At 60.0% G+C, this 18,355-nt stretch carries 14 protein-coding genes; 12 read left to right on the forward strand and 2 right to left on the reverse strand.

Annotation, left to right across the window (positions count from 1 at the left end; all coding sequences use genetic code 11):
* Together CQ009_RS09420 and CQ009_RS09425 are read right to left on the reverse strand one after the other, a co-directional pair.
* On the reverse strand, positions 1–670 hold a 670-nt coding region (locus tag CQ009_RS09420; protein WP_105705774.1), incomplete at its 3' end, for a hypothetical protein.
* Positions 670–1,818 carry a DUF2515 family protein gene (locus CQ009_RS09425; protein ID WP_105705776.1) on the reverse strand — a complete coding sequence of 383 codons (1,149 nt, stop codon included), beginning with the start codon at positions 1,816–1,818 and terminating at the stop codon, positions 670–672. The genes CQ009_RS09425 and CQ009_RS09420, both read right to left, overlap by 1 nt.
* Before the next feature lie 325 nt (positions 1,819–2,143).
* Here CQ009_RS09425 and gcbA point away from each other — a divergent pair, with 325 nt between their 5' ends.
* The 12 genes from gcbA (at position 2,144) to CQ009_RS09490 (ending at position 18,352) form a co-directional block, all read left to right on the forward strand.
* Positions 2,144–3,814 (forward strand): diguanylate cyclase GcbA, encoded by a 1,671-nt coding sequence (gene gcbA / locus CQ009_RS09430; RefSeq protein WP_105705778.1) that lies wholly within the window; start codon positions 2,144–2,146, stop codon positions 3,812–3,814.
* A 954-nt stretch (positions 3,815–4,768) separates the two neighbouring features.
* Positions 4,769–5,812: a methyl-accepting chemotaxis protein gene (locus CQ009_RS30350; protein WP_371920134.1), complete on the forward strand. Its 1,044-nt coding sequence runs from the start codon at positions 4,769–4,771 to the stop codon at positions 5,810–5,812.
* A 253-nt stretch (positions 5,813–6,065) separates the two neighbouring features.
* Positions 6,066–6,518, forward strand: coding sequence for a type II 3-dehydroquinate dehydratase (gene aroQ / locus CQ009_RS09440; RefSeq protein ID WP_008078187.1), 453 nt, complete (start codon positions 6,066–6,068; stop codon positions 6,516–6,518).
* A gap of 48 nt (positions 6,519–6,566) precedes the next feature.
* On the forward strand, positions 6,567–7,028 hold the full coding sequence (gene accB / locus CQ009_RS09445) for an acetyl-CoA carboxylase biotin carboxyl carrier protein (protein WP_064388763.1): 462 nt from the start codon (positions 6,567–6,569) through the stop codon (positions 7,026–7,028).
* Between the two features lie 17 nt (positions 7,029–7,045).
* Positions 7,046–8,404, forward strand: coding sequence for an acetyl-CoA carboxylase biotin carboxylase subunit (gene accC / locus CQ009_RS09450; RefSeq protein ID WP_064388761.1), 1,359 nt, complete (start codon positions 7,046–7,048; stop codon positions 8,402–8,404).
* Between the two features lie 238 nt (positions 8,405–8,642).
* A complete protein-coding gene (prmA, locus tag CQ009_RS09455; protein ID WP_064388759.1) occupies positions 8,643–9,521 on the forward strand; it encodes a 50S ribosomal protein L11 methyltransferase in 879 nt (292 codons plus the stop codon).
* 30 nt (positions 9,522–9,551) lie between these two features.
* Positions 9,552–10,829 (forward strand): DUF3426 domain-containing protein, encoded by a 1,278-nt coding sequence (locus CQ009_RS09460; RefSeq protein ID WP_105705782.1) that lies wholly within the window; start codon positions 9,552–9,554, stop codon positions 10,827–10,829.
* Between the two features lie 185 nt (positions 10,830–11,014).
* Complete coding sequence (dusB, locus tag CQ009_RS09470) at positions 11,015–12,025, forward strand: tRNA dihydrouridine synthase DusB (RefSeq protein WP_064388755.1); 1,011 nt, start codon at positions 11,015–11,017, stop codon at positions 12,023–12,025.
* Positions 12,022–12,342 (forward strand): DNA-binding transcriptional regulator Fis, encoded by a 321-nt coding sequence (fis, locus tag CQ009_RS09475; RefSeq protein WP_002555375.1) that lies wholly within the window; start codon positions 12,022–12,024, stop codon positions 12,340–12,342. The genes dusB and fis overlap by 4 nt, the downstream gene beginning before the upstream one ends.
* Before the next feature lie 83 nt (positions 12,343–12,425).
* Positions 12,426–14,033, forward strand: coding sequence for a bifunctional phosphoribosylaminoimidazolecarboxamide formyltransferase/IMP cyclohydrolase (gene purH / locus CQ009_RS09480; protein ID WP_007914589.1), 1,608 nt, complete (start codon positions 12,426–12,428; stop codon positions 14,031–14,033).
* A gap of 149 nt (positions 14,034–14,182) precedes the next feature.
* Positions 14,183–15,478, forward strand: coding sequence for a phosphoribosylamine--glycine ligase (gene purD / locus CQ009_RS09485; RefSeq protein ID WP_064388753.1), 1,296 nt, complete (start codon positions 14,183–14,185; stop codon positions 15,476–15,478).
* 99 nt (positions 15,479–15,577) lie between these two features.
* Positions 15,578–18,352, forward strand: a complete 2,775-nt coding sequence (locus CQ009_RS09490; protein WP_064388751.1) for a hybrid sensor histidine kinase/response regulator — start codon at positions 15,578–15,580, stop codon at positions 18,350–18,352.
* Positions 18,353–18,355: the final 3 nt, after the last annotated feature.

Consider the following 18,355-nt stretch of genomic DNA (forward strand, 5'->3'; position numbering starts at 1 on the left):
GGGGGGAATGGTGGGGTTCGAAGCGACCCTCCTCTTCCTCAAAAAGCCGCCACGCTTCGCCGATATCAAGAGTGATGAGATAGCGTTCCTGATCGGGATGCCGGGAGTCTCTGAATCGCGCCAATATCAACATCACCTGGTACTTGTCACCGGCCTGCCAATAAGCATGTCCTTGGAGTACGCCGGGGCTGAGATAGGCTCGCCATTCGGGCGTATCAGCAATGGTGGGATAGCGCCGGGTTCCCACCGGCCTCCAGCCTTTTGCACACCATTGAGCTTGCAGGTCGAGAACCACTTTCATGGCATCGTCGATCAGCAACGGCTCGATTTGCGGGGACATGCGGATGTCATCGACCAGATTGCGGACGAACGTCACCGTAAAAAAACGGGCCAGTGGCGTCTCGAATCCATACTGCGGATCGACAAAACGTAGACGGGCGTCGACTTTCGGAATACCACCCGAAACGCTTTTACTGCCTCGCCCCCATGCACTGAAAGGCGCCGTTGAATGCGCCTCCATATATTCATACGGTCCGCCCATCTGAATAGCAATCACGGGATCGCCCCACAACGGCTGCATGAGTTGATGTCCAGCGACCATTGCCAAAATTACGCAAAGCGCCAGCCGTGCCCAGCGACGGCAGTTCAACGGAGAAATGCGCGAGGTCATCAAGCGCCCTCCATGGCAGCGATTTCACCTATGGATTGCGCCATTGAATTTCTATTTTCGTCATTGAGCATCTGGTCAAAACGAGATGCGGCCCGAAGTACAAATTCCATTCGCTGCTTGATATCGGAGAGGTCTGCTAGCGGATTGCGAGCAAAATCGATGGTACGACCATCATCGACACGCTGACATTGGCTGGTCAGGGTCAACTCGATGGCCTGAGCGACACCAGAAGGGAAGCCAGTAACGTAGGAAAAATGATTACCGCGAAGCAATGAGACCAAGTGGCCGTTTTCATAAATGGTTGGCTGAAGAATATTTCGCTGCTCGTGCCAGGCTAGATGCTCCACGCTTTCGGCAATACTTCCTGCGTCTATGGCTTCGAATGCTTTCCGAATCTCTTCGTAATCCTTACCGAAACCAAGTACTGCCTGCCCCACCGGCCAAAGCACTGGAAACTTAGCGTGCCCATGAATCTGTTTTCTCGTTTCCAAACACCTCTTCAACTCCCCCAACCCACGCACCGCATAAAACTGATGCAACGGATAAACATCCAGAAACAGCGTGGTATTACCCATCGCCATCATCTCGTACACATGCTGGAACTGTTGCTGCACCAGTGACAGCTGTTCGCCGCTGGCGCGAAAATCCACGGACGGCACAGGATTACGCGCCTGCGCCTTTTCGTATTCCCGCAGGTCTTCGGTCTGCTCCGGCATTTTTCCCGGCGTCAGCAATCCGGACTGACGCCGCCCTTCCCGCACTCGCTGGCGCGCTTCGTGTTCTTCGCGGATACGTTCGATACTTTCAGCGGCGTGCAGCAAGCCACAGCCCACCTGCTTCGACGCGAACGCTGCCAAACCGGCCCACTGGAATCGCTTGTCGTGTTGCCAGAGTCGGGCGTACGCCGCGTTGATCGCGCGGTTGCGCTTGACCGGGTCAGCGATAAAGACGCCCTCGGGCGCAACGATGTCCTCGGCCTGGCGCTGATACTCGCGCCACAGGCAGTGGCACGTGAGCACCGGCACCTCGGTCACGCGCACCTTTTCGCCATACAGCCATTCTTCACTGCATTCACAATCGGCCACGGGCACGGTGTTGTGGTTCAGGCGTTGTTCATCGCTGGCATGTTCGTTGAAACACTGGCTCATGTCGGGCGGACAGCTTCTAGGGGAATCCCTGAACCCTACCAAGCAAAAAACGCTGTGAAATCACTTCGACGTAAAATCAGAAAGCCCTGTCAGACGATGACCATCCGAGGCCACGAAGCTTCCTCGCACACGATAGGAAACGTCCCTTGGCACCTGTAAATCCGGCGCATCGCCGACGACAAGGTCAAAATCAAAACCAATCGGTCAGAAACTGAATGGTGACGCATTGCAGATTATTGACGTACGACACTCGTCTAAGGGAAAAGAGGTGCTAGCATAGAGCCACCAGTCGATCTCAGCATGCAGCCTAACTAGTAGTCAGGATATGACCGAGCCAGAAGACCCCAGCCGTGAGCGTCTCAAGCACCACTTTGCCCAGCGGGTAATTCATCAGGCACGTCAGATTCTTGAGATATGGCAGCGCCTGCAACGCAGTGAGTGGTCCACCGTCGACCTCGCCGAACTGAGCGAGGCCAACCTGCGCCTGCTGCGTTTTGCCGAGCGCTTCGAACAGCCGGAACACACTCAACTCGCGCGCCACATCAGTCAGTCGCTGGAAGCGGTGGACGCCAATCGCGGCCGTCTCAGCAGCGGGCTGATCACCGACCTCAATCGTTTGATGCAGCGTCTGTCGCGCACCGGCCTGCGGCATGGCGATCAACTCGATCAGACCTTCCTGCCGCCGCTGCGCAAACCGATCTACGTGATGCTGCAGGATCACGACCGCGCCGAACGACTGGCCAAGCAACTGGAATTCTTCGGCCTCACCGCGCAGGCGCTGGACAGCGTGTCGGCGTTTCGCTCCTCGATGGTCGAGCGCCTGCCAGCGGCGATCGTCATGGACGTGGATTTCAGCGGTGCCGGCGTCGGCCTGAAACTCGCCGCTGAAGCCCAGGTCGGTCTGGACGAACCGCTGCCACTGCTGTTTTTCAGCCTGCACGAAACCGATACCCCGACCCGTCTCGCCGCCGTGCGCGCCGGTGGCCAGGAGTTCCTCACCGGCACCCTCGAAGCGTCGAGCCTGCTGGAGAAGATCGAAGTGCTCACCTGCGTCGCCCAGTACGAACCGTACAAAGTGCTGATCATCGACGATTCGCGCGCACAGGCCCTGCACACCGAGCGCCTGCTCAACAGCGCCGGGATCGTCACGCGCACCTTGATCGAACCGATTCAGGCAATGGCCGAGCTGGCGGATTTCCAGCCGGATCTGATCATTCTCGACATGTACATGCCGGCCTGCACCGGCACTGAGCTGGCCAAGGTGATTCGCCACAACGATCGCTATGTCAGCGTGCCGATCATCTACCTGTCGGCCGAAGACGATCTGGACAAGCAACTCGACGCCATGAGCGAGGGCGGCGATGACTTCCTGACCAAACCGATCAAGCCGCGCCACCTGATCACCACCGTGCGTAACCGCGCCGCCCGCGCACGCAATCTGAAAGCGCGAATGGTGCGCGACAGCCTCACCGGTTTGTACAACCACACGCACATTCTGCAATTGCTCGAAGACTGCTCGTTCCGCGCCCGCCGCGAGAACAAGCCGCTGAGCTTTGCCATGCTCGACATCGACCACTTCAAACGGGTCAACGACAGCCACGGCCACCCGATGGGCGACCGCGTGATCAAGAGCCTCGCGTTGTTTCTCAAACAGCGTTTGCGCAAAACCGACTTCATCGGCCGCTACGGCGGCGAAGAATTCGCCATCGTCATGCCCGACACCGATATAGACGCCGCGCACAAAGTGCTCGACGAAATTCGCCAGCGCTTCGCCGAAATTCATTATCCCGCGCAGCCGCAGGACTTGTGGTGCACCTTCAGTGCCGGCGTGGTGGAAATGCACGACGACTGCGACAGCCTGATGATGGCCAGTCAGGCCGACGAAGCGCTGTACCGCGCCAAGGGTGCCGGGCGCAATCGCGTGCAGACTGCGCGCGACTCAAAGCAAAGTGCCACTTTTTCATCGGAATCCACTGATTCGGTCATAACCCTGTAACAGAACCGCAATAAATTCAGGCGCTTACCATTTCTGCCGTTGGTAGCCGTCATGCGCCTGAAGTTGCTCACCAATCTCAATACGCTGCTGCTGGTCGCCGTGTGCCTCGCACTCGGCGCCACGCTGTGGTGGTCGCAAAAAGCCCTCGAACGTCCATATCTGTTGATGGAACGGTATTTGGGCTTGTCTCAGCAATTTCAAAATGAAGTGGCGCGCAACGTCGAGGATTACCTCGCCAGTGGCGATGCCCTGCGCCTGAGCAGCGCCAGCCAGGCCATCGCCGGCCTGCAGACAGAACTGAATGAATTACCGCCGCCGCTGGCCGACACCCTGCGCCCGAGCCTGACCGGCCTGGAAGAATTCAGCAAAACCGACCTGCTCGCTGCCGGCAAACTGGCCGGTGACCCGCAAGCCTTGTTGTTGCAGGCCGAGCGCGAATTGAGTGCCAGCCTCGATCAACTCAGCACCTATGCCAGTGGCAACGCGGCTTATATGACACCGCTGCTCGTCGCCTCTCAGCACGTGGGCAAACTGTCGCTGGCGCGAGACAAACTGGTCAGCAGCGGGCGCAGTGAACTGGCCGCTGACGTTGAGCGCGAGGTCAGCAACATCCGCGCACAGGCGCAGTTGATCGATGCCCTGCCCTTGCTCGGCGTGGTTGCCAGCAGCGAGTCGGGCAGTGATGATTTCGCCGCGATGATGGGTATCGAAAACACCGAAAAAACCGTTGCCGAAGATGCCGGTGTAGGCTTCAAACGCGAACTCAACAGCCTGCTCGGGCGCTACCCGGCTGAGCTGACGCGTACCCGTGATCAGATCCAGAAACGCACCGACCTCAGCAACGCTACTCACCAGAAAATCGCCGCCGTGCAGCAGGCCATCGCCGGTCTTGAGCCGGTGGTACGTGCCCAGCACGGGCAGATCCAGGGCGAAGTACGTCTGATCCAAGGCATGATGATCGGTCTGATTCTGCTCATCGCTTTACTGATCGACACCTTGCAACGGCGCCTGGCGCACACGCTGACCAGCCTCGCGCCGGCGTTGTCGACTTGGGCCGAGGGCGACTTCAGCCGCGACATTCATCTGGGCAAAACCAACCGTGAACTGCACGACATCGAAGCGTCGCTGAACCGCCTGCGCGCCTATCTGGTCGACCTGGTCGGGACCATTCGCGGCAATGCCGAACAAGTGGCGGGCAGCAGTCGCACCCTCGCCGAACTGAGCAACGACTTACACAGCGGCGCCGAACATCAGGCCGGCGACACCGCGCTGATCCGCGATTCCCTCGGCGAACTGGAAGCGACCATTCAGCAAGTTGCCGGCGATGCACAGCAGGCGGCGGATGCCAGCCGTCACGCCGGACTGGCGGTCGAACATGGCCAGACTGTGATCGGCCAGAGCCTGACCGGCCTGCACGCACTGGTCGGTGAAGTGCAAGGCAACGCGCAGATGATCGAACATCTGGCCGAAGAGTCGGCCACCATCGGCGGCGTGTTGACGGTGATTCGCTCGATTGCTGACCAGACTAATCTGCTGGCGCTGAACGCGGCGATTGAAGCGGCGCGTGCCGGTGAAATGGGCCGCGGCTTTGCTGTGGTAGCGGAAGAGGTGCGTTCGCTGGCACAACGCACGGCTGGCGCAACCGCTGAGATTCAAACGCTGATCGCCGGCCTGCAAACCGCCGCCCGCCAATCGGTCGAAGGCATGCGCGCACAAGTCGAACACGCTGAAGCCACGGCCAATCAGGCACAAGCGGCGGACGGTGCGCTGGATAAAATCGTCGGTGCGATCCAGACCATTTCCGACACGGCGATCCGCATTGCCGATATCACCGCGCAGCAAAGCGGTGCAGTCAGCGAGATTCGCGATCACAGCGAGCGGATTCATCAATTGGGTGGGGATAATCTGGTGCGTATCGGCCGGGGGCGCGAACAAGGCGAGAACTTGCTGGTACTTGGCGGGCAACTACATACAGCCGTTCAGGCCTTTCGTGTCTGATAGACCGCTATCGCGAGCAGGCTCACTCCTACAAGGGAACGCATTCCAACTGTAGGAGTGAGCCTGCTCGCGATAGCGTCATTTGTATCACCGCCTATCTTGCAGAAATGACCGGATCAAATCACTTGGTCACATATTTCGCGCAAACATCGGCCATCGTGCTGGCTATTGCATAGAACTGGACAGTCACAAAGTCTTTGCGGCATAGTCGCCGGGTTCTGACGAATGCTCATTGATAACAAGGACTACGCAGATGGCAACCCTCCTGGTGCTGCACGGCCCCAACCTGAACCTGCTCGGCACCCGCGAACCCGGCACTTACGGTTCAACGACCCTGGCGCAGATCAATCAGGATCTGGAGCGCCGCGCCCGTGAAGCCGGCCATCATCTGCTGTATCTGCAAAGCAATGCCGAGTACGAATTGATCGACCGCATCCACGCCGCACGCGGCGAAGGTGTCGATTTCATTCTGATCAATCCAGCAGCTTTTACGCATACAAGTGTCGCATTACGTGACGCGTTGCTGGGAGTGAGCATCCCATTCATCGAAGTGCATTTGTCCAACGTGCACAAACGCGAACCTTTCCGCCATCACTCTTACTTCTCCGACGTAGCGGTGGGAGTGATCTGCGGCCTTGGCGCCAGCGGTTACCGACTGGCCCTGGAGGCTGCACTAGAACAGCTTGAAACACCGGCAACGACTTGAACTACAAGCGTTAAGCGCCCCTGACCGACCCTTGGGAGTTGATGATTCATGGATATCCGTAAAGTTAAGAAATTGATCGAATTGCTGGAAGAGTCCGGCATCGACGAGCTCGAGATCAAGGAAGGCGAAGAGTCCGTACGCATCAGCCGTCACAGCAAGACCCCGGCTCAGCAGTACTACGCGCCGGCTCCGATGCAAGCACCGGCCGCCGCGCCTGTTGCTGCTGCTCCGGTGGCTGCTGCAGCCCCGGCTGCCGCTGCTGCTCCAGCGCTGAACGGCACTGTTGCCCGTTCGCCGATGGTCGGCACTTTCTACCGTAAATCTTCGCCAGCCTCGCCAGCCTTCGTTGAAGTCGGCCAGACCGTGAAGAAAGGCGACACTCTGTGCATCGTCGAAGCCATGAAGATGATGAACCACATCGAAGCTGAAACCAGCGGTGTGATCGAGTCCATCCTCGTCGAAGACGGCCAGCCGGTTGAGTACGACCAACCGCTGTTCACCATCGTTTGAACTGCGGAGAGCCTTTGATGACTGCGAAGTTGGAAAAAGTTCTGATCGCTAACCGCGGTGAGATCGCCCTGCGGATTCTGCGTGCCTGCAAAGAGATGGGCATCAAGACCGTCGCCGTTTACTCCAAGGCCGACAAAGAGCTGATGCACCTGGGTCTGGCAGACGAATCCGTCTGCATCGGCCCGGCATCTGCCGCTCAGTCCTACCTGCACATTCCGGCCATCATCGCTGCCGCTGAAGTGACTGGCGCTACCGCCATTCACCCAGGCTACGGCTTCCTCGCGGAAAACGCCGATTTTGCCGAGCAGGTCGAGAACTCCGGCTTCGCTTTCATCGGCCCGAAAGCTGACACCATTCGCCTGATGGGCGACAAGGTTTCGGCCAAGCACGCGATGATCGAAGCGGGCGTACCGACCGTTCCAGGTTCCGACGGCCCATTGCCGGAAGACGAAGAAACGGCGTTGCGCATCGGTCGTGAAGTCGGCTATCCGGTGATCATCAAAGCCGCTGGTGGCGGTGGTGGTCGCGGTATGCGCGTGGTACACAAGGAAGAAGACCTGATCGCCTTCGCCAAACTGACCCGTACCGAAGCAGGCGCGGCGTTCGGCAATCCGATGGTGTATCTGGAAAAATTCCTCACCAACCCGCGTCACGTCGAAGTGCAGGTTCTGTCCGACGGCCAGGGCCACGCCATCCATCTGGGCGACCGCGATTGCTCGCTGCAACGTCGTCACCAGAAGGTTCTCGAAGAAGCGCCGGCACCGGGCATCGACGAGAAAGCGCGTCAGGAAGTTCTGGCTCGCTGCGTCAAGGCGTGCATCGACATCGGTTACCGCGGCGCCGGCACTTTCGAGTTCCTGTACGAGAACGGTCGTTTCTACTTCATCGAAATGAACACCCGTGTTCAGGTGGAGCACCCGGTTTCGGAAATGGTCACCGGTATCGACATCGTCAAGGAGATGCTCAGCATCGCCGCTGGCAACAAGCTGTCGTTCACTCAGGATGACGTGGTGATCCGCGGTCACTCGCTGGAATGCCGGATCAACGCTGAAGACCCGAAAACCTTCATGCCGAGCCCGGGTACGGTCAAGCATTTCCACGCGCCAGGCGGCAACGGCGTTCGCGTCGATTCGCACCTGTACAGCGGTTATGCGGTCCCACCGAACTACGACTCGCTGATCGGCAAGCTGATCACTTACGGCGCGACCCGCGACGAAGCCATGGCACGCATGCGCAATGCCCTGGACGAAATCGTGGTTGACGGGATCAAGACCAACATCCCGCTGCACCGTGATCTGGTTCGTGACGAAGGCTTCTGCAAGGGCGGTGTGAACATTCACTACCTCGAGCACAAGCTGGCTGGCGAGAAGCACTAAGCTTCAGCCCGCACCAGACAAAGCCGCCTTCGGGCGGCTTTGTTGTTTCTGCAGCAAAGTCAAAAGATCGCAGCCTGCGGCAGCTCCTACAGGGGGTCGCATTTCAGCGTAGGAGCTGCCGCAGGCTGCGATCTTTTGATCTTCAACCATGTTCGTGTTCTGCGCCGCGCTCGCGTAAACTTGCGCGCTTCTCGCAGGCCGCTAGGCTGCAATCAATATTTTTTCAAAGGTGCCCGCCATGCCTTGGCTGCAAGTACGTCTCGCCATCAGCCCGGAACAAGCCGAAACCTACGAAGACGCTTTCCTTGAAGTCGGCGCCGTGTCGGTGACCTTCATGGACGCCGAAGATCAGCCGATCTTTGAACCGGAACTCAACACCACCCCGCTGTGGGCGCACACGCATCTGCTGGCGCTGTTCGAAGGCGGCACCGAACCTGCACCGGTTCTGGCCCATCTGGAACTGCTGACCGGCAGCCCGCTGCCCGAGCATCACAGCGAAGTCATCGAAGATCAGGATTGGGAACGCAGCTGGATGGACGGTTTTGAGCCGATGCGTTTCGGCCAGCGCCTGTGGATCGTGCCGAGCTGGCACGCCGCGCCCGAGCCTGATGCAGTCAATTTGCTGCTGGATCCGGGCCTGGCCTTCGGCACCGGTACGCACCCGACTACCGCGCTGTGCCTGGAATGGCTCGACGGCCAAGACCTGAAAGACTGCAACGTGCTGGATTTCGGCTGCGGCTCGGGGATTCTGGCGATCGCCGCCCTGTTGCTCGGCGCCAAACAAGCCGTCGGCACCGACATTGACGTGCAGGCGCTGGAAGCCTCGCGCGACAACGCCGGTCGCAATAACATTGCCGACGAACTGTTCCCGCTGTACCTGCCGGAAGATCTGCCGCAGGTTCAAGCCGATGTGCTGGTCGCCAACATCCTGGCCGGCCCGCTGGTTTCGCTGGCGCCGCAGCTGTCCGGACTGGTCAAGCCCGGTGGTCGTCTGGCGCTATCGGGCATTCTTGCCGAACAAGGTGACGAAGTCGCCGCCGCTTACGCGCAGGACTTCGATCTCGATCCGATCGCCAATCGCGATGGCTGGGTGCGCATCACCGGCCGTCGGCGCTAGAATGACCGCCTGCATAATCCGGATCGCCGCATGACCGACAGCTTCGTCACCCAGTGCCCGCATTGCCAAACCAGTTTCCGTGTCAGCCATGCTCAATTGAGCGTGGCCCGCGGGGTGGTTCGCTGCGGCTCCTGCCTGCAAGTGTTCAACGCGGCCAAACAGCTGCTGGAACAACACGCCGGCAAGGACGCGGTGACGCCGGTTGCGCCATCGATTGTCGAGCCACTCCCGATCATCGAGGCAGCTCCCGTTATCGAGCCGCCGCCCGTCGTCGAACCACCAGTGCCGCGCGCCATCAGTCAAAAGCAGTGGAGCGCCTCGGAACTGGACCTCGACAGCCTCGATCTGGACGAAGAACTCGCTCGCCTCGAACAACGGGAAATCCAGCCAACCACCGAATTCGGTCGTCAACGCGAAGACTCCCTGAGCGCACGCCGCGACAGCCCGGAGCCGGACGAAACCGTCTGGCGCGACAGCCTGTTCAGCGAGCGCGCCGATGAGCACACGGCCGAGCCCGAGGCAGACGAGCCAGAAGTCGCCGACATCGAACCGGTCAGATCCGAGCGCACCGAACCCTCGCTGTCGCTGGAACCGGTGGATCTGGATGACGAGCCGGCGATTCCGCAACTGCGTCTGCACGACCCGATTGACCCGAACGCGCGCCGCGAACGCTTTTCGGCCAGCGACGAAAGTGATGACGACGTTCTCCCGGTGATCGCGCCGGCGCGCAAAAAACGCGAACGCGCAGAAACCAGCGTAAGGGCCGAAGCGCTTCAGGATCTGACTGACGATCCACTGCAGCTTGATTGGCAAAAGCGCCGTTCGCCGTGGGGCCGACGCCTGCTTTGGCTGTTGTTGGTGCTCCTCGCCGCAGGTGGTCTGGGTGGCCAATACGTTGCCTATCATTTCGAGGAACTGGCGCGCCAGGACCAATACCGGCCGTGGTTCCAGCAAATCTGCCCGCAGATCGGCTGCACCGTGCCGTCGAAAGTCGACATCGCGCGGATCAAGAGCAGCAATCTGGTGGTGCGCAGCCATCCGGAATTCAGCGGTGCGCTGGTAGTCGACGCGATCATCTATAACCGCGCGACCTTCTCCCAGCCGTTTCCGCTGCTCGAGCTGCGTTTCGCCGACCTCAATGGCCACTTGATCGCCAGTCGTCGGTTCAAACCTGGCGAATACCTGAGCGGTGATCTCGAAGGCCTGGCGGAAATGCCGCCGCAGACGCCAATCCATATCGCGCTGGACATTCTCGATCCGGGCCCGAAAGCGGTGAATTACAGCCTGAACTTTCACTCCCCCGAGTGAAACGCTTCATCGTTTGCGAATTGACAACGTTTTTCTGACTTTGCCCTGCACAACCAAACCGCTGGCAATAACAGAATAACTGTTCAGATTTTGTTCAATTCAGCCTTTATCCAGTCATCGAGAGCGGGTATCATGCCAACCCTTTTTCGAACTCTCATGATCCGGCCCCACTTCAGGGAAGTCCTATGTCGGCGGTACGCATCGGCCCATACACATTGCAGAACGGCTTGATTCTCGCCCCGATGGCGGGAGTTACCGATCAGCCCTTTCGTCAGCTGTGCAAGCGTTTGGGCGCAGGGCTTGTTGTCTCGGAAATGGTCACCAGCGACATGAGCTTGTGGAACACCCGCAAGTCGCGCCTGCGCATGATCCACGAAGGCGATCCCGAGCCGCGCTCGGTACAGATTGCCGGTGGCGATGCGCAGATGCTCGCGGATGCGGCCCGGGCCAACGTTGAGTTCGGCGCACAGATTATTGATATCAACATGGGTTGCCCGGCGAAGAAGGTCTGTAACAAGGCTGCCGGCTCCGCGTTGTTGAAGGACGAAGCACTGGTCACCGAGATCCTGCACGCTGTCGTGGCGGCAGTTGATGTGCCGGTGACCCTGAAGATCCGCACCGGTTGGGATCGCGACAACAAGAACGGCCTGACCGTGGCGAAGATCGCCGAGCAGGCCGGGATCACCGCGCTGGCAGTGCATGGCCGCACGCGCGCCGATCTGTACAAGGGTGAAGCCGAATACGACACGATTGCCGCGATCAAGCAAGCGGTGTCGATTCCGGTGTTTGCCAATGGCGACATCGATTCGCCAGAGAAGGCCCGTTACGTGCTCGACGCGACCGGTGCCGATGGCCTGTTGGTAGGCCGCGCCGCCCAAGGGCGGCCATGGATTTTTCGCGAGATCGATCATTACCTGCGCACGGGCGAGAAATTGCCGGCACCGGAGCTGATCGAAGTGGAACACATACTGCTGGAGCATCTGGCCGCACTTCACGCTTTCTATGGGGATGTGATGGGCGTGCGCATTGCACGCAAGCATGTGGGCTGGTATCTCGCAACCTTGCCGGGCGCCAGGGAGTTTCGCGCCCACTTCAATCGTTTGGATGGTACGGAAACACAATGCGCCAATGTTCGGGAGTTCTTCGCCGAGCATTACAAGAGCCTGACAGGGGACGAAGAAGGGGTGGCCGCATGACGATGATGACCGAGACTTTAGTGAGTGGAACAACACCCGTGAGCGACAACGTGAATTTGAAACAGCACCTCAATACCCCGAGCGAAGAAGGTCAGACCCTTCGCGGGAGTGTCGAGAAGGCGCTGCACAATTATTTCGCCCACCTTGAGGGCGCGTCCGTCACGGATGTGTACAACCTGGTGCTCTCCGAAGTCGAGGCTCCCCTGCTCGAAAGCGTGATGAACTACGTCAAGGGCAACCAGACCAAGGCCAGTGAGCTGCTGGGACTTAACCGCGGCACGCTGCGCAAGAAACTCAAGCAGTACGATCTGCTGTAAGCATTCAATCAAACCAGAAAGGCGCCCGCGTAAAAAACGGTCGCCTTTTTTGCTGACTTCCTTTGCTTTTGATGGAAATTGAGATGACCGACCAGACTACCCGCCTGCCGATCCGCCGCGCCTTGATCAGCGTTTCCGACAAGACCGGGATCCTCGAATTCGCCAAGGAGCTCGAAGCTCTGGGCGTCGAGATCCTCTCCACCGGCGGGACGTTCAAGCTGCTGCGCGACAACGGTGTTGCCGCAGTGGAAGTCGCGGATTACACCGGTTTCGCCGAAATGATGGACGGTCGGGTGAAAACCCTGCACCCGAAAATCCACGGCGGCATCCTCGGTCGTCGCGGTATTGACGACGCGATCATGAGCGAGCACGGCATCAAGCCAATCGATCTGGTTGCAGTCAACCTCTACCCGTTCGAAGCCACCATCAACAAGCCAGGCTGCGACCTGCCGACCGCCATCGAAAACATCGATATTGGCGGCCCGACCATGGTTCGTTCGGCAGCGAAAAACCATAAAGACGTAGCGATCGTGGTGAATGCCAGCGATTACGCCAGCGTGCTCGAAGGCCTGAAGGCCGGCGGCCTGACCTACGCTCAGCGTTTCGACCTGATGCTCAAGGCGTTCGAACACACTGCGGCCTACGACGGCATGATCGCCAACTACATGGGCACCGTGAATCAAGCGGCTGAAACCCTGAGCACTGAAGGCCGCAGCGAATTCCCGCGCACCTTCAACAGCCAGTTCATCAAGGCCCAGGAAATGCGCTACGGCGAGAACCCGCACCAGAGCGCGGCGTTCTACGTGGAAGCCAAGCCTGCCGAAGTCGGCATCGCCACCGCGACCCAACTGCAAGGCAAAGAGCTGTCGTACAACAACGTGGCCGATACCGACGCCGCGCTGGAATGCGTGAAGAGCTTCGTCAAGCCAGCCTGCGTCATCGTCAAGCACGCCAACCCGTGCGGCGTGGCAGTGAGCCCGGACGCCGAAGGCGGCATTCGTCAGGCCTACGAACTGGCTTACGCCACCGACACCGAGTCGGCATTCGGCGGCATCATCGCCTTCAACCGTGAACTGGATGCCGAGACCGCCAAAGCGATCGTCGAGCGTCAGTTCGTTGAAGTGATCATCGCTCCAAGCGTCAGCGAAGAAGCCCGCGCCATCGTCGCGGCCAAAGCCAACGTGCGCCTGCTGGCCTGCGGCGAGTGGTCAGCTGACCGCGCTGCGGCGTGGGATTACAAGCGCGTCAACGGTGGTCTGCTGGTACAGAGCCGCGACATTGGCATGATCAGCGCCGATGACCTGAAAGTCGTGACCAAGCGCGCGCCGACCGAACAGGAAATCCACGACCTGATCTTCGCCTGGAAAGTTGCCAAGTACGTTAAGTCCAACGCCATCGTCTACGCCAAAAACCGTCAGACCATCGGTGTCGGCGCTGGCCAGATGAGCCGCGTAAACTCGGCGCGTATTGCCGCGATCAAGGCTGAGCACGCAGGCCTGCAAGTTGCTGGTTCGGTGATGGCCTCCGACGCGTTCTTCCCGTTCCGCGACGGCCTGGACAACGCGGCCAAGGTCGGTATCACTGCGGTGATCCAGCCGGGTGGTTCGATGCGTGATGCTGAAGTGATTGCCGCCGCTGACGAAGCCGGCATCGCGATGGTATTCACCGGCATGCGCCACTTCCGTCACTGATTATTGCTTGATCGTACCCACGCTCTGCGTGGGCACGCAGCCCGGGACGCTCCGCGTCCCTTGGACGCAGAGCGTCCGTAGAGGCATTCCCACGCAGAGCGTGGGAACGATCAGCCCCCACAGAATTAGCGTCATCCGAGGTTTTTGAAATGAATGTTTTGATCATTGGCAGCGGTGGCCGTGAACACGCCCTGGCCTGGAAAGTGGCTCAGGATCCACGCGTGCAGAAGGTGTTCGTTGCACCGGGCAACGCTGGCACCGCCATCGAAGCCAAGTGCGAGAACGTCGCCATCGACGTGCTGGCCCTTGAGCAACTGGCCGACTTCGCCGAGAAAAACGTTTCCCTGACCATCGTCGGCCCGGAAGTGCCTTTGGTGGCTGGCGTCGTTGACCTGTTCCGCTCGCGTGGCCTGGACTGCTTTGGTCCGACCGCCGGCGCTGCACAGCTGGAAGGCTCGAAAGCCTTCACCAAGGACTTCCTCGCACGCCACAAGATCCCGACCGCCGACTACCAGAACTTCACCGAGATCGAGCCAGCGCTGGCTTATCTGCGTGAAAAAGGCGCACCGATCGTGATCAAGGCCGATGGCCTGGCCGCCGGTAAAGGCGTGATCGTCGCCATGACCCTGGCCGAAGCCGAAGACGCTGTGCGCGACATGCTCGCCGGCAACGCTTTCGGTGACGCTGGTTCGCGCGTGGTGATCGAAGAGTTCCTCGACGGCGAAGAAGCTTCGTTCATCGTCATGGTCGATGGCAAGAATGTGCTGCCGATGGCTACCAGCCAGGACCACAAACGTGTTGGCGACGGCGACAGCGGCCCGAACACTGGCGGCATGGGTGCCTACTCCCCTGCCCCGGTGGTCACCGCCGACGTGCACAAGCGCGTGATGGATCTGGTCATCTGGCCGACCGTGCGCGGCATGGCCGAAGAAGGCAACGTCTACACCGGTTTCCTCTATGCCGGTCTGATGATCGACAAGGCCGGTAACCCGAAAGTCATCGAGTTCAACTGCCGCTTCGGCGATCCGGAAACCCAACCGGTGATGCTGCGCCTGCAATCGAGCCTGGTGCTGCTGGTCGAAGCCGCGCTGGCGCAAGCGCTGGACAAGGTCGAAGCACAGTGGGATCCACGTCCGAGCGTGGGCATCGTGCTAGCCGCTGGCGGCTACCCTGGCGATTACGCCAAGGGTGCAGCGATCAATGGTCTGGACGCGGCAGCGAAGCTGGAAGGCAAAGTCTTCCACGCTGGTACTGCGCTGCAAGATGGCCAGGTCGTCACTGCCGGTGGTCGCGTACTCTGCGCCACGGCAATGGGCGCAAGCGTGAGTGAAGCTCAGCAGCAAGCCTACAAGCTGGCAGCGGCCATCGACTGGGAAGGCTGCTTCTACCGCAAGGACATTGGCTACCGCGCCATTGCCCGTGAACGTGGCGAAACCCAGGAATAAGCTGTCGATCAAGCCCGGCGAGGGATACCGCTCCTCGCCGGGCTGTTCCGCCGCCGCGCATCGTTATATTCTGGCATCAACCTACGAAGGGATTTCGCCGTGCGCTGGCTCAGGATTGCCATAAGCTTCACCGTCACGATGCTGACCTTGCTCTGCATGCTCCCGGCCCAGGCCGCGCAAGGCAGTGGCTGGTCGGTATTGCTCGACGATCAGGGCAATCTGCAACTGAGCGACATCCGCTCCGCTCGCTACACCAATCAATTCAGCCCCATCGACCTTGACCGCCTCACCGCGTCCGAGCCCGACGGCGCCCTGTGGCTGCGCTTCAAACTGGCGCCGGGCAAGCACGAACAAGTGCTGCGCATCTTTGCTCCCGATCTGTCACAGCTCAATCTTTACGTGCTGGACGGCGACAAGCTGATCGAGCAACTCAACACCGGTACCGATCAGCCACAGGCCGAACGACCGTTGCCGAGCAGCGACTTCATGCTGCCACTGCCGCAGAGCGACAAACCCCTCGATGTCTATCTGCGTCTGGTGTCTGACCATCAATTGCGCCCGCACGTCACCTTGCAATCGGCGGTGATGAGCGCAGCCAACCACAATCAGACGCTGGTCTTCGGTTTGCTGTTCGGCTGTCTCGCCATGCTGCTGTTGCACAATCTTGTGCGCTACGCCTACTCGCGGTCGCGCAGTAGCCTGTGGCTGGCGGTCTGCGAAGGCCTGTTGGGCCTCAGTCTGTTGCTGCTGCTCAACCTCGCCGGCCCCTGGCTGCCGAACTGGCACGCGGTGCAGACGCCGGGCGCCTATCTGGCACTGTTGCTGACCGCCCCAGCCGGGTTGATGTTCGCCTATCGCTTTTTCGCCCCGCTCGGCCCGCACCCGCTGAACAAACTGTTGCTGGGTGACATTCTGTTTATCGTGACCTGCAGCCTGTTGTTGCTGTTCGTCAACACCCTGCCGCTGAACATCATCACTTATGCACTGGTGGCACTGGCCGGCCTGAGCATGCTGGTTGTCGCGTTCTATCACTGGCAGAAGGGTTATCGTCCGGCGCGTCTGTTCGTCGCGGCGATGGTGGTGTTCAACATCGGCACGTTGATCATTCTTCCTGCCTTGCTGGGGCTGACACTGGTCTCTCCGCAAGGCTTGATCATGACCCTGATGGCATTCATCTGCATCAGCGGCCTGCTGATGAGCATCGCCCTCGGCGAGCGTCAGCGCAGCATCACCGAAAGCCGTTTCAGCGTCAGCCGCGATCTCGCCGCAAGCAATGCCGAGATCAACGCCAAAGCCGAGTTCCTCGCCAAGATCAGCCACGAAATCCGCACGCCGATGAACGGCGTACTGGGCATGACCGAACTGCTGCTGGGTACGCCGCTGTCGGTCAAGCAACGCGACTACGTGCAGACCATCCACAGCGCCGGCAACGAACTGCTGACGCTGATCAACGAGATCCTCGACATCTCCAAGCTCGAATCCGGGCAGATCGAACTGGACGACGTGCAGTTCGACCTCAATGCCTTGATCGATGACTGCCTGAGCATCTACCGCGCCAAGGCCGAACAACAGAACGTCGAGCTGATCAGCTTTATCCAGCCGCAAGTGCCGCGCGTAATCAGTGGCGACCCGACACGCCTGCGCCAGACCCTGCTGAGTCTGCTGGAAAATGCCCTGAAGAAAACCGCTGAAGGCGAAGTGCTGATTGTTGTCGCGCTTGACGAACGCAGCAGCAAACCGCGCCTGCGCATCGCCGTGCAGGACAGTGGTGCGCCGATGGAGCAGGAAGAACGCGACGCGCTGATGCACGCCGAACTGCACAGCAAACACTTTCTCTCGGCGAATCGCCTGGGCGGCAATCTCGGGCTGGTCATCGCGCGACAACTGATTCGTTTGATGCAGGGCGAATTCGGCATCAAGAGTGGTGCCAGTCAGGGCAGCACGCTGTGGCTGACCCTGCCGCTGGATCCGGATCGCCTCGAACACCCGACCTCCGATCTCGACAGTCCGCTGCAAGGTGCGCGCGTGCTGGTAGTCGATGACAACGACACCTGCCGCAAAGTCCTGGTCCAGCAATGCAGTGCGTGGGGCCTGAACGTCAGCGCCGTGCCATCCGGCAAGGAAGCGCTGGCACTGCTGCGTACCAAGGCACACCTGCGCGATTACTTCGATGTGGTGTTGCTGGACCAGAACATGCCGGGCATGACCGGCATGCAACTGGCGGCCAAGATCAAGGAAGATCCAAGCCTGAACCACGACATTCTGCTGATCATGCTCACCGGTATCAGCAACGCGCCGAGCAAGATCATCGCGCGCAACTCGGGCATCAAGCGCATCCTCGCCAAACCGGTCGCCGGCTACACGCTCAAGACCACGCTGGCGGATGAACTGAACCAGCGCAACAAAGGCCAGGTGGTGTTCCAGCCGCAAGTGGTCACCCCGGCCACGGCAGCCAAAGTACCGAGCGACTTCCGCATCCTCGTCGCCGAAGACAACACAATTTCGACCAAAGTGATTCGCGGCATGCTCGGCAAGCTCAACCTGCAACCCGACACCGCCAGCAACGGCGAAGAGGCCCTGCAGGCGATGAAGGCGCAGCGTTACGATCTGGTGCTGATGGACTGCGAAATGCCGATCCTCGACGGTTTCTCGGCGACCCAGCAATTGCGCGCGTGGGAAGTCAGCAATCAGCGCATCCGCACACCGATCGTAGCGTTGACCGCGCACATCCTCGCCGAGCATAAAGAGCGTGCACGTCAGGCGGGCATGGACGGCCACATGGCGAAACCGGTGGAGCTGTCGCAACTGCGCGAGCTGATCGAACACTGGGTGGCCCAGCGCGATCAGCAGAACCGGACGGCATCGACCTTCTGAACA

It is taken from the genome of Pseudomonas sp. MYb2, from assembly GCF_002979955.1.
Taxonomy (GTDB): domain Bacteria; phylum Pseudomonadota; class Gammaproteobacteria; order Pseudomonadales; family Pseudomonadaceae; genus Aquipseudomonas.